Source organism: Labilithrix luteola, assembly GCF_001263205.1.
Taxonomy (GTDB): Bacteria; Myxococcota_A; Polyangia; order Polyangiales; family Polyangiaceae; genus Labilithrix; species Labilithrix luteola.
Genome location: NZ_CP012333.1, coordinates 10,813,186 through 10,825,751, shown reverse-complemented (window position 1 = coordinate 10,825,751; position 12,566 = coordinate 10,813,186). Strand labels below are relative to the sequence as shown.

Annotated in this window: 11 protein-coding genes; 2 read left to right on the top strand and 9 right to left on the bottom strand. The window is 66.8% G+C overall.

Annotation, left to right across the window (positions count from 1 at the left end; genetic code table 11):
- Positions 1-7: 7 nt before the first annotated feature.
- Positions 8-601, bottom strand: a complete 594-nt coding sequence (locus AKJ09_RS55850; RefSeq protein WP_146654329.1) for a DUF2062 domain-containing protein — start codon at positions 599-601, stop codon at positions 8-10.
- Positions 496-1,227, bottom strand: coding sequence for a tetratricopeptide repeat protein (locus tag AKJ09_RS46650; protein ID WP_146654328.1), 732 nt, complete (start codon positions 1,225-1,227; stop codon positions 496-498). The genes AKJ09_RS55850 and AKJ09_RS46650 overlap by 106 nt, the downstream gene beginning before the upstream one ends.
- Before the next feature lie 93 nt (positions 1,228-1,320).
- Between AKJ09_RS46650 and AKJ09_RS46645 the strand changes: the two genes are divergently transcribed.
- Positions 1,321-2,949 (top strand): M23 family metallopeptidase, encoded by a 1,629-nt coding sequence (locus tag AKJ09_RS46645; protein WP_146654327.1) that lies wholly within the window; start codon positions 1,321-1,323, stop codon positions 2,947-2,949.
- A gap of 12 nt (positions 2,950-2,961) precedes the next feature.
- Here the strand turns inward: AKJ09_RS46645 and AKJ09_RS46640 are convergent, their stop codons facing one another.
- The 7 genes from AKJ09_RS46640 to AKJ09_RS46610 form a co-directional block, all read right to left on the bottom strand.
- Positions 2,962-3,534 carry a hypothetical protein gene (locus AKJ09_RS46640; protein WP_146654326.1) on the bottom strand — a complete coding sequence of 191 codons (573 nt, stop codon included), beginning with the start codon at positions 3,532-3,534 and terminating at the stop codon, positions 2,962-2,964.
- A 17-nt stretch (positions 3,535-3,551) separates the two neighbouring features.
- A complete protein-coding gene (locus AKJ09_RS46635; protein ID WP_169928492.1) occupies positions 3,552-5,423 on the bottom strand; it encodes a MarR family transcriptional regulator in 1,872 nt (623 codons plus the stop codon).
- A gap of 68 nt (positions 5,424-5,491) precedes the next feature.
- The gene (locus AKJ09_RS46630) at positions 5,492-5,986 is read right to left on the bottom strand and encodes a thrombospondin type 3 repeat-containing protein (RefSeq protein ID WP_146654324.1); all 495 of its coding nucleotides are present in this window, start codon (positions 5,984-5,986) and stop codon (positions 5,492-5,494) included.
- Positions 5,973-7,169: a hypothetical protein gene (locus AKJ09_RS46625; RefSeq protein ID WP_146654323.1), complete on the bottom strand. Its 1,197-nt coding sequence runs from the start codon at positions 7,167-7,169 to the stop codon at positions 5,973-5,975. Before AKJ09_RS46625 ends, AKJ09_RS46630 begins: the two co-directional genes overlap by 14 nt.
- A gap of 35 nt (positions 7,170-7,204) precedes the next feature.
- Positions 7,205-7,804: a cytochrome c family protein gene (locus AKJ09_RS46620; protein ID WP_146654322.1), complete on the bottom strand. Its 600-nt coding sequence runs from the start codon at positions 7,802-7,804 to the stop codon at positions 7,205-7,207.
- A gap of 30 nt (positions 7,805-7,834) precedes the next feature.
- Positions 7,835-8,389, bottom strand: coding sequence for a YceI family protein (locus AKJ09_RS46615; RefSeq protein WP_146654321.1), 555 nt, complete (start codon positions 8,387-8,389; stop codon positions 7,835-7,837).
- Between the two features lie 242 nt (positions 8,390-8,631).
- Positions 8,632-10,269 carry a multiheme c-type cytochrome gene (locus AKJ09_RS46610; RefSeq protein ID WP_240488863.1) on the bottom strand — a complete coding sequence of 546 codons (1,638 nt, stop codon included), beginning with the start codon at positions 10,267-10,269 and terminating at the stop codon, positions 8,632-8,634.
- Positions 10,270-10,514: 245 nt separating this feature from the next.
- Between AKJ09_RS46610 and AKJ09_RS46605 the strand changes: the two genes are divergently transcribed.
- Positions 10,515-12,566 carry a serine/threonine protein kinase gene (locus AKJ09_RS46605; protein ID WP_146654319.1) on the top strand — a complete coding sequence of 684 codons (2,052 nt, stop codon included), beginning with the start codon at positions 10,515-10,517 and terminating at the stop codon, positions 12,564-12,566.

Here is a 12,566-nt window from a genome sequence, read left to right as displayed (position 1 = left end):
GCGCTAGCTAGGAGCGCTTGCGGAGAGAAACGAGGCCGTAGGTGAGGGCGCCCCCGGTCAGGGCCGACGCCACGGAGACGACGGCCGTGCCGAGCGCCACTTCCATGGCCACGGTGCCGAGGGCGAGATTCTTCACCTCGCTCGGCGTGAGCGAGACCCATGCGCCGTGCAGCATGCGCGCGCCGACTTCGACCTCGGCGAAGGTGATGAAGGGCGCGAAAATCGGCAGCGAGATGTTCGCGGCGAGATAGGCCACGCCCGCGTCGAGGCGCAGGGGCACGCAGATCGCGAGCACGAGGAGCCAGTGCACGCCCCAAAGAGGAAGCACGCCGATCGCGAGCCCCACGGCCACGCTGGCTGCCGCGCGGGCAGGGGTGAGCTTCCCGCCGCGCAGGCGGCGCCAGGCCGTGCGTGCGGCCTCAGCGAGAGCCGCCTTGCTCGATCGGCTTGGCGTGCTCGGTGCGTCCGCCGACTCGTCGCCCAGGTCTCCGCCCTTCAGGTCTCCGGAGGCGGAGGCTGCACCGTGCGGTTTCGCTCGAGCATCCGCAGGTACATCTTCGCCTGCGAGTTGTCCGGCTCCACCTCGATCACTTGCTTCCACTGCTCCTCCGCGGCGATCGCCTCGCCGAGCGCGAGCAACGTCACGCCGAGCTGAAGGCGGGCCGGAACGTACGACGATTTGGCCTGCAGGGCGGCTTCATAGCGCCTTCGGGCGCCTGTGAGGTCGTTCGTTTCACGGAGCAGCGTGCCGAGCTTCGTCTGCAGGTCCGCAAAATGCGGGCAGAGGGCCGTGGCCTTTTCGTACTCGGCGATGGCTTCGCGAGCGAGGCCTGCGTCGTGGTAGGCCTGCCCGAGGTCCGCGTGCATGTTCGCGAGCTTGCCGCGCGCGAACGGATCGAGCGCCACGGCGCCGCCGTTCTGTCCGACCTTGATGCGCCCGTAAACTTCGCGCGCCTTCTCGTATTTTCCGCGGTCGTTGTAGGTGACCGCGAGGTTCAGCGCCGCCTCGGTGTAGCTCGGATTGAGTTCGAGCGCGCGTTCGAAGTGGCGCTCCGCAGCGAGGAAGTTGCCGCGGGAATGCGCGATGACCCCCAACATGTCGTGAACATCCGCGTAGCGGTCTTCTTCTTCGAGAACCATGCGGAGCATCTGCTCGGCCTTCTCGAATTCGCGCTTGCCATAGTGCTCCCGCCCGAGCACGAGCAGCTGCTTGACTCGCTCGTTCATCACACCTTGCACTCTACCGGCGATTCGTCCACCGGGGGAGACCTTTGAGACAGGGTTGCTCCGCGGGCTTCCCGGGGTTACAGCCGGGGGGCCGTGAGTGACGAGCCCGAAATCGCCCCCCCCGAGACCGAGCCCGTCGCTCGCTCCGAAGAGGCAGACGTCGAAGCACCTCGCGTGACCGAGACCGCCGAGGCCCCTCTCGCCCCCTCGCGCGGGCTCGATCGCGGCCAAAAAATCGCTCTCGGTGTAATCGCGGGCCTCGTGATTGCCGGTAGCGTACTGGCCGTTGTCGGCACGCGTCACGGCGACTCCGTCTCCGACCCCACCGTAGGAGCCGCGCTCACGAAGGGCGAGATCGCCCCGCCGCCTGCCGCGGCCTCCACCCCGCTCGCGGAGGCCGACGCAACGGTCGCCACACCCGTCGTCGTGCTCGATGGTGGTGCGCGCTTTACGCCCGTGTGGCGCGTCAAAGAGCTCAAGTCCGATCCCGCGATCGAGATCGTCGAGCGCCCCATCGGCAAGAGTCGCCTCGAGCCGCTGCTCGCCGCGGCAGGTCTCTCGAAGGCGGAAGTCAAACGGCTCTATCGCGCCTTCGAGGGCGTTCGTCGGCTCGAGCGACCCGAGCGCGCGGAGCGCAAAAGCAGCTCCACGAGCACGTCGAGCACGAAAGAAGAGCACCTCCCCAAGGACTCCTTCGTCCTCGCGAAGGACCGCGCGAAGGGAACGGTCGTCGCCTTCGAGCTCGTCACGTCGCCTGTCGACGTGTGGCAGGCGAAAATCGACGAGTCGAGCTCCGACAAGCGTCTCGTCGCCAGCAAACTCGAGCTCTACGTCGAGCACCGTCGCACGGCCGCCGCCATCACCATCACCGCGGACCTGAAGAAGGCGGTCGCCGCCGCCGGCCTGCGTGACAACGCGCTCGACGCCATCGACGACGCGCTGGAAGGCCACGTCGACCTCGCGGCGCTCAAGCCGGGCGTTCGCATGCGCGTCGTCTCGACGGAAGACTGGGTCGAAGGCGGGTTCGCGCGTCTTCGCATCGAGGCGCTCGAGTACATCCCCAAGACGGGGTCGCCGCTCCGCGTCTACGGGTACGAGCGCGACACCAAGTCCGAAGGGCGCCGGCGCGTGCCGCTCTCCGGCTTCTACGATGCGAAGGGACAGCAGCCCTACCAGGGCGCGTTCCGCTCGCCGCTCCCGTTCGCGCGCGTTACCTCGCGCTTCAATCCGAAGCGCATGCACCCGGTGCTCCACACCATCCTTCCGCACAACGGTGTCGACTTCGGCGCCTCGACCGGAACACCCGTCTTCGCGAGCGCGCCCGGCACCGTGGCAACCGTCGGCGACGGCGGCCGGTGCGGGAACATGATCCAGATCGAGCACGCCAACGGCCTCACCACGGCGTACTGCCATCTCTCGAAGTTCGCCGCCGGTTTGCATGTCGGCCAGCACGTCGAGCCGAAGCAGCTCGTCGGCTACGTCGGGCGCACGGGCAGCGCAACCGGCCCGCACTTGCACTTCGCGGTCAAGCGCGGGGGAATGTTCATCGATCCGCTCGGCCTCAAGATGGACGGCGTGAAGGTCCTGCCGTCGATCGATCGCGAGCCCTTTGCCAAGCATCGCGCGGAGCTCGACGTCGTTCTCGACGGGGTTCCCTTGTCGGCGCCGGACAACACGCCGGACGACAAAGAAGAGTCCGACGAGCCGGCCGGCGAAGAGTGAGACGCGATCGCGTCAGTCGGCTTCGAACACGGCGTGCAGGATGCCGATCGGATCGCCGCTGAAGCGGTCGATGACGCCTTTGCGCTTCCCGAGATCCACGCCGGCTTCGGCGAGCGAGATGGCGAGCTCCTTGTCGACCTTGATCCCCGTCAGGTGCTCGGTGCAGTCGAGCGAGGTGCCCGACCTCCTGCATTCCGCGGTGCCCGCCTCGCCCGTGAGCACGTAGGCGTCCTTGGCGGCGTCGTAAGGCCCCGTCACGTCCACCTTCTCCGGATTGCCGGTGAGCGCGACGGGGAGCGTCCAGCGCAGCGTGGCCTGGTTGCCCTCGACCCTCCAGCCCACGCGATCGACCGGGAACTGAGCGGCGGCCTCGAGGTCGGCCGGCACCGGAACCTCGTACGTTCCGGATTTGGCCGTGTGGCTCGAATACGCGTCGGTCGTCCCGTCATCGTCACTCGACGAACATCCCCCGACGAAGACCGGCAGCGCGAGGCCGGCTAGAAACGCGAAGACGGCGAAGAGGGCGACGAGAGGAAAAACGCGAGGCTGCTCCCTTTGTCGCTGCTCCAGTCGTTGCGGCTCCAATCGTTCAACCTCGGGCGTCAGCACGAAGCGTTCTCCGGCAGCATGGAGGAGGGGGCGTACCGAGTATTCTTACCGCGTCCCGAACGGACGACCAGGCCTTCGTCGAGTAGGCTCTTGAGCCGGCGAAACGCGGTCATCTCGGAGATGCCGAGTGTGCGTGCAATCTCGCCGGTGGAGATGGGACCACTCTTCTTGAGCAGCGCGAGGAGCTCGTCGAGCGGGCCGCGATCCAACGTCGTGGCCGTGGCACGTTCTGCATCGCCATCGGCGGTCACGTCGTCGACCGTGCGCGGCATCGCGGCCGATGACAGGTCGAACAGCTCGACGCCCGATGCGATGCCATAGGCGCCGTCTTCGCCGTCGACCCAGTGGCCCGCGGTGCCGAGGGCTGCCCGCAGGCGGCTCACGGCCGTGTGCACGAGCGTGTCGTGGCGATCGGGGCGATAGGTCGAGAGCTTCCAGACCTCGCGAACGAGCGTCTCTTTGTCTTTGCGCCGCCCGCCGAGCGCACGGAGAAGCCGTAGCGACCCGTCCGAGAGTCCGGTGAGCTGGCGCACGTTGCCCTGTGCTTCGACGAGGATCGTGTCGTCGTTCACGAGCAGGAGCCGCCGAGGCGAGCCGAGGCCGGCCGCATGCGGAACGAGGCCGAGGTAGCCTTCGCGAAGCAGCGTCTCGAGCGCGTTCCGGCTTTGGCTCGTGGCCGCATGGATCATCGCGCCGGCCTTGTCTTCGACCATCACCGGCGCGATGGCCATGACGTCCTGCTCGCTTTCGCTCGACCACCGGCCGCGCACGAACGCGGCTCGCGCGATCTTCGTTCGGCGATGGATCTCGCTGAGGCGCGTCAGGCGCTCCGGTGATTCGCCGAAGGCGAGCAGCTCGATCGACAGCACTTCGACCTCGAGCCCGAAGTCTTCGAGGCCGTCGAGCGAACGGCGTGCCTCCACCGCATACGTCCGCGCGCTCGCCGCGCCGTAGCGAAGGAAGGCCACGAAAGCGAAGGCGAGCATCCGACGAACCTTCGACCGCTGATCGCCATCGGCGCCGGGATCGGTCGCGAGGCGGTCGAGCAAGCTCCACGCGTCGTCGCCGCGTCCTGCGAGTGCGAGCTGGCTCGCGAGCTCGGTCTCCACCGATCGGCGCGAGTACGAATCCTGCGCAGATGTCGCCGCGGCGAGCGCGACGAGATTCTCGATGCTCGCGGCGATCGGGCGTGCGCCGAAGCGCGCCGCGTAAATCGCCGTAGCGCACGCGATGGCGCCGGCGTTGCCATCGAGCCCCAACGTGGTGGCGAGCGTCGATGCGCGATCGAGCAGCGCGAGACCCGCGTGGACGTCGCCGAGCTGCACGAGCGCGTGTCCGCGCAGATCCGTGGCGAGAAGCCGGCCGTACTGGAAGCGCGCATCGAAGGCGGCCTGCAAAGCCATGAGCGCCTGACGAGCCGCGACGTCTACGCGGCCCGTAAAGAAGCGATGGCAGGCGAGACCTTGGTGAACGTAGAAGCGCGCGATCGGATCGAAGCATCCCGAAACGAGGCGCGCATTCTCTCGCACGAGCCGCTCGGATTCCGCGTGCCGGCCGGCGCGTCCGTGCGCAACGGCGAGAAAGAACCGCGCGCAGATGCGAAGCTCCGGGGTCGGCTTGCGACGCTCCCATGCGCGGAGCGTCGCGGCGGCCTCTTCGATGCGACCGACGAAGGCGAGGGCACCCACGACGTACGGCGTGTCCGCGTCGTCGAATTCGAACGCGGCCGCGTCGACACTTCGCGCCAGCACCGTCTCGTACCGACCCGCGAAGAACGCCACGCCAAGCGAGCCTTCTTCGTGGGCCTCTTCACTGGGAGTCGGGGGCGTCGGGCCTCCCGAAGTCTGGGGAATCCGTCGCTTCATCGGGCGACGTTCGTCTAGTACGCGCGTTTCTTCGCGCAACCCTCGTAGAGCCTCGGCGAGGAACGGGGTCATGCCCCGCGGTAGCGCTTGATGGCTACGCGGAGCATCCACAGAAGAACGAACGCCAGCGCTGGAACGGCACCTGCCGTGCTGTCGACGCGCAACCCACGGCCGATCTCGCAGCCGTATTCGGGGGTGATCGACCCATCGCCGGGCGCCGAGTTGGGGTCCGTCCCATCCTGGAGCTCGCGAATGTCGGGCGTTCCGTCGCCGTCACTGTCCTTGTTCTCGGCCGAAATGGCGTCGAGCGCGGTCGTGAGGGAGGCATCGTCGTAAGGCAAGAGGCCGCGCGCCCGCAGCGTCTTCGCGAACGCCGTATTCGCGGTGCCCGAGCCGGGTGTGCCGACATGGCAAAGCGTACATTCCGGCGTGGCAACGCCCAGGTGCTTGGCGATGACGCCCGGGAACTCCGGTGTCGCCTCGGAGGTCGAGGCCGAGAGGTCGATCGCGACGAGCGTCGCGACGGCGACCAGGAGCTTCGTGAACCGATCAGAGGAAGACATGCAACTGCCCCAGGAGCGAGACGACCTCGATGCGTGACGTCGAGTCCATGCTCTGCCAGATCGCGTCGACGCGTACGTCGACGTGCGGGAGGAAGAACCACTGCGAAGAGAGCCATGCTCCGTACGATGGAGCCGTGCGCGCGAACGTCTGATCGAGCAGCTCTCCCGTGGCCATCACGTGGACGCCCTGGACGGGCTCGACGTCGACCTGCAGCATCGCCGCCGGTCCCGTCTGCATGACCGAGGACTTCGGATTTTTGATGAGCCAGTCGGCCTCGGCGAGGATCACGACCGGCTTGGCTGGTGAAGCCCGCGCGAAGATGCCGTGCGCTTGCCGGAACGAGGACTCTCGCTCCACGAGATCGTAGTCGGTGTGCAAGATCATGCTGCTCACGCCGACGGTCGCGCGAGGCGAAAGCACGAGCTCGCCGTAAGCCGAGTACCCGCGCTCGCGCACGTCGTCCGGCCTCATCTGGAAGTTGCCGGCGACGGCCATGATCTCCGCGCGGGCTTTCTCGCCCGTATACGCGAACGACACGCCGTGCTGCTGGCCGTCGTTGATGTCCGTCTTCGTCGCGCTTCGTACCCAGAGCGTGTGCTCGTACATGCGCAGGCCGTACGGCAGGTTCATGCGGCCGCCGCGCACCATGAACTCGTCGTCTTTGCCAAAGCTACCTCCGACCCAGTACTGGCGGGAGATGAGCCGGTCGTTATCGCCGCGCGTGATCGATGCCGCTTGCGCGCCCTCGTGGATGTATCCGACCGAGGCTGACGCGCGCCAGTGTTCGAGCTCGACGCCCGCCTGCGCATCCGCCTGCATGATGATGAGGCGATTGACGGCCGGAGCATTCGGCGGCTTGGTGTGGAGCAAGAGCGTTCGCCCGTCGACCTGCGCGCGAACGCCCTGCTCGGGCAGCTTCACGAGGCCGAACATGAAGCCACCGAGCTCGGGGTTCTCCTCACCCTCCTGCGTGCCGTAGTGCGTGCGAAGGAGCACTTCGCTCTGCGCGCGGCCGTAGAGGGTGAGAAGTCCCGCGCCCGCCGGATCGACGTGACACTGCGAACACCCCGTGTACTCGTGGCGGATCATCCACGGATACGCGGAAGCAACGCTCCCCCAGAGAAAGGTCCCGATGAGGACCACGAACGCCAGTGCCCACTTGGGGAAGACGCGCTGAAACATGACTTTTCGACTTCGCTAGGCGGCGGTCAGGGCGGTCAGGGAGTGGTGATCCGGCCCGGCGCGCCGTTCTTGCCTTTTTCCGTGTGGCAACTGTTGCAGTCGCCGGTGGTCTGCTCGGCCTGCATCACGCGCTCCTGACCGTTGGCGACCACCTTGGCGTGGATCGGCATCTTGATCGTCGCGTCCGTCACGAGGGCCGAGAAGTTCCCCGTCGGCCCCACCGGCAGCTCGTGCTCGGTACCGTCGGCGTCGGTGATGACGACCTTCACGTCGTCCTTCGTGCCGTCGATGCCGTAGCAGTAGTCCTCCTCGTTGAACGTCGGGAAGACCGTGCCGCCGATCTGGAGAATCGGACCTTCCTTGGTCGTCGACGAGTGGCACGCGATGCACGCCAAACCCGGGTTCATCTTCACGCCACGTTCCGGCGACGACCACTTCTTGCCGCTGGTGCACACGACCTGGCCGGTGGGGACCTTGCCGGCATCGTCGCCGTCGCCGTCATCCGTTCCGGGAGGCGTGCCCGAGTCCGTGTCGCCCGACGCCGAGGGCGTCTGCGTCGTCGTCGAGGAGCTCGAGCACGCAATGAAGAGGAGCGCTCCAACGGGGGCGCAAGCAAGGAGAAGCTTCTGCCACATCTTCGAACCTCGAAATCGGTGGTGGTGACGTCAGGTATCGGAAACGACGAACGAGACAGCGACGTCGACGTCACGCTTGACGGTCGCGCCCATGAACGATGGCTTCTCGATGCCGTAATCGTCGATGTCGAGGCGCACGTTGCCCGTGACCCCGATCTTGTCGCCGTTACGCTTCGCCGTGTACTTGATCCGCACGTTCTTCTCCTTGCCGTGGATCTTCATCGTTCCGTTGGCTTCGGAGGAGACCTCACCGGACTGCGGAACCTTCACCTCGCTGCGCGCGACCGTGAGAACGGCGTCGGGATACTTGTCGACCTCGAGATACTTGTCGCGCATGTGTTTGTTGCGCAGCTCGATCTTCGTATCGAGGTTCTTGAGCGGCACGGTCACGACGACCTTGTCGCCGTCGGCGACCTGAAGGTCGCTCGTCGTTCCCACGATCTTGAGTCCGCCGGGGCCGGTGGCCGTGAACGAGACGTTCGCGTCGCCACCCTTGGCGAGCTTGGCGAGCGCGTCGCCGGAGGCGAAGGTGAGGGCGAACGCAGCGGGGACCAGGGCGTAACGAGCGAGGCGAGCAAGACGCATGCGGGAGGCTCCTCGTAGAAGGACTCATGACCGGTGCCCAAGAGCGACCGGCCGCGAGCAGTGTAGGGACTAATCGTCGATTCCCATCAAGGCCAGTGACAATCCCTTACGAGCATGTGGGGAAAGGACACTGGCCCGTTCGATTAGACGGGCGACGACGAGATTCGATGCCTTTGCCTGCGCCGAGTCCCTTCGCGGTACTTCTTTGAGGCTCCCTGCGATCTGGCTCCGATGCGGATGCCCTACTTCCGGATGCCGTGCCCCGGACCCAGGATTTCCGCCATTTTTGCCTTCGCGTCGAACTCGTGGACGTGCGGGGGATGGTGACACGAGAGGCACATGTCGGGCTGCGGGTGAGCCACCGGAATCTTCACCTTGTCCGGCTTCGCGGCATGGAGCGAGCCCGGACCATGGCAGACCTCACACTGCACGTCTTTGAGGTCGTTGACGTGCGTGACGGTGCTGCCGCCCGGACGATCGTAGCCGGTCACGTGGCAGCTCACGCAATCCAGGTTGAATTCCTTGAACTGGTCCGAGAGCGTCACGTAAGCGTGCGCGTGCCGCGTCTTGTCCCAGACGGCGCGCGGCTCTTCGTGGCAGTTGGTGCAGACGTCGACGCCGACGTAGCCGGGCTGGCCCTTCTCCGGCGGCTTCGGCTTGCGGTCCGCGAACTCCACCTTGTTGTGGTCGTTCACGTACTTGTAATATGCAGTCATCTGCGCCTTCACGGCCTCGTCCGCCCCGGCGTTGTCGCGAACGTCGCGCATCGCGTAGCGGTAGAAGCTGCCCGTCGCCGGAGGAGCCGTCTTGTCGAGTGCAGCGCGCTCGGCTTCGAGCTTGGCGACGTCGGCGCGGCGTGCGTCGATGTCTCGCTTGTCGACGGTCTTGTCGTTCTCCCACGTGGCGATGCGCGCGCGCAGATCATCGATGCGTGCCGAGAGCTCCTCGCGCTTCTTCGTGCGCTCGATGCCCGTCGCGTCGGCGAACTTGATCAGGCCGTTGCCGTCACGCACGTAGAGGTCGAGCACGCCGACGGTCTGCAGGTGGTTGGCGGTCTCGATCACGAGCACGTCGCCGATGCGCTCGGCGGGCGGAGCTTTCGTGTTCGCGTCGCCTCCGCCGCCCGTCGAGCCGACGACGATGGCGAGGAGCTCCGGATTCACGTCGGCGATGCGCTTCGCTTCTCCGCGTCCGACGGCCGCGAGGGCGATGATGGCTTGTGCGCCCTCCTTCTTCAGGGCTTCGATGCCGGCGCGCACCTGATCGGCGGGAGCCTGCGAGGTTACGCCCTCGAGCGCAACCTTCGCCTTGTCCGGCGCGGCGACGCCGATGATGCCGAGTCTCAGCGCCCCGACGTCTTTGACCACCCAGTTGCCCGCTGCCGGCGCCCCGGTGACGTTGGCCGCGAGCATGGCTGCACCGCTCTCGGTCTTGAGCTTCTCGAGCTCCGGCGCGCCTCCGGCCCACTCGTTACGGCCGGGCGCGAAGGCGAGGAGGTTCGTCGTCTTCAGCGACCCCGCGATCGTCGCGGCCTTGGCGATCTCCTGCGAGCGGCGGTCGGCAGGCAGCTCCATGTCCATGAAGAACAGCGGGCCCGCTGCGAGCACGCCGGTCGCCTTGGCCTTCGGCAGCTCCTTGGCGGCCAGCGCGCCGAAGTGGTCCATCCCGCCGAGCTGGTCTTTGACGCACCCACATGGTTCCAGGGCGCCCGCAAGGTCGGACACGAGAAACAGGCGCGCGGTCGGCGGTTCGTCGGTTGCAGACGTCGAGGCCTCGGGATTCGAAGGCTTCGGAGTCCGGCAGCCTTCGCACGCACAGAGGCAGAACGAGAGTGCCGCGATCTGCAGGCAAAGGAGCAGAAAGAGGACGGGCCGGGTCACGGACGCCACCTTACCATCGACGGTTCCAGGGTTGGTGACATAGCGCCCGGATATCGCTAACCTTTCGGGCAGCGCCCGGGAATGTTTGCGTCGTCGGCTTTCGTCGCTCGGGTTCATGCTCGCTTTTCGCACTCGCGTTTTCGTGATCCCTGCGTGATCGCTCGCTGATCTCGAGCGGCTCATGGCGCGTTCGCTGCGCGTGTTGTTCTCGATCGTCGCTCCAGCTCCGTTCCCGCTCGCTAGGCATGTCCGCCCCGTTCCGCTTCGGCCCTTTCTACCTCGACGCTCGCATCGCCGTGGGCGGTACGGCGGAGGTCTACCTCGCGCGGCCTGCCGTGCCCGACACGGGACTTCCTGATCGTTTGGTCGTCAAGCGCCTGCTTCCGCACTTCGCCTCCGAGAACGAAGGGCGAACGATGTTCGAGCGCGAGGCGCGACTGCACGCCGCCGTCAGGGACGCGAACGTCGTCACCGTCTTCCACGCGGGTGTCGACGAGAAGGGCGAGCCGTACCTCGCGATGGAGTACATCGACGGGGTCGACGGCTATCGATTGCTTCGCCGCTTGCGCCAGGAAGACGAGCTCCTGCCGATCGGTGTGTCGATTTACATCGCGCGTCGTGTCCTCGCGGCGCTCGAAAGTGTGCATGCTGCACGTGATTCGACGTCGGGCGGTTCGCTCGGCATCGTCCACCGTGACGTGAGCCCGTCGAACATCTACCTGTCGAAAGACGGCACGGTGAAGCTCGGCGACTTCGGCATCGCGCGCTCCACCACGCGAGCCACGCTGCGAAGCGAAGTCGGCCACGTGCTCAAGGGCAAGTTCGGCTACCTGGCTCCGGAGCAGGTCGCCGGCGAGACCGCCGATCATCGCGCCGACCTCTTCAGTCTGGCCACCGTCCTCGCCGAGATGTTCCTGAATCGCCCGCTCTTTCCGGGCGGCGGACAGCTCGCGGTCCTCTTGGCGATTCGCGACTGCCGCATCGATGCGCTCGTCGACATCAAGAGCCGCCTTCCGCCGGGACTCTTCGAGGTCATGTCGCGCGGCCTCTCACGCGATCCCGCCAAGCGATACGAGAGCGCGACGGAGTTCTCCGCGGCCCTCTCACCGTTCGAGGCCGATCCGCGCCTCGCCACGCGCGAGATTGCCGCGCGCGTGAAGTGGGTGCAGTCCGCGTCGTCGTCCGACCAGCTCAAGGCCGTGCGCGAGAGCGTGCGCAATCTGCGTGCGTCGCGCGCTGCCAATCCGCCGCCCGATTTCGCCGTGTCGGAGACGCCGTCGAGCATTCCCGACGCCATGGACTACGACGTCGAGTTCGAGGCGAAGACGGAGCGCTACGAGATCGTGCCGTCGTTCGTGCAGAAGGCGAATGGCGAGAAGCTCGGGCCTTGGGCGTTCGCGCGTCTGATGGAGGCGCTCGCCACCGGCCAGGTGCAGCGCGGTGACAAGGTCGACTTCGTCGGTCGCGGTTTCCAGCTCGTCGAACAGATCGAGGAGCTCGTGCGCTTCTTCCCGGTCACCACAGCCATCACGAATCAGCTCGTCGGCCCCGGCTCGCCGGACTTCCTGCACCACATCGGCGAGGTCTCGCTGCTCCAGACGCTGATGCGCCTGTTCGTGAACAGCGAGTCGGGCGTGCTCTTCGCCGAGCGATCCGACGAGTCGGGTGAGAGTGGTCGCAAGGAGCTCTATTTCACGAACGGCAAGCTCCATCACGTCGCCTCGAGCAACGCGAGTGAGTTGCTCGGTGAGTATCTCGTGCGTCGCGGGAAGCTCGAACGCGCCGAGCTCGATCTCGCGCTCGCTGTGCTGCCTCGCTACAGCGGGCGCATGGGCGACACGCTCATCTCGATGGGCCTCGTCGGGCCGGTCGACATCTTCCGCGCGATCCGCGAACAAGGGCGCGATCGCGTCGCCGACCTCTTTTTGTGGAACGGCGGCACCGTCACGTTCTATCGCGGGCAAGACGCACCGCACGTCGAGTTCCCGCTGGAGCTCGAGCTGCCGGCGCTGATGCTCGCCGGTCTCGAGGCGGCCAAGCCAGGTGAGGCGCCGCTGGACGAGTACCGCCCGAAGCTGCATCGCACGCTCGTGCCGGTACGTGAGACGCCCGACATCGCCCCGCTCATGGCGATGACGTGGCCGCCCACGGTCGAGATGGTGCGCGCGATGCTTACGCAGCCGAGGCCGCTCCGCGATCTCCTGAAGGCGACGACGGCCGCGGGTGAGCTCTCGCCGGGCGACGTTCTCCGCGCCGTCGAGATCCTCGTCGCTGCGCGGCTCCTTTCGTTCGCCTGA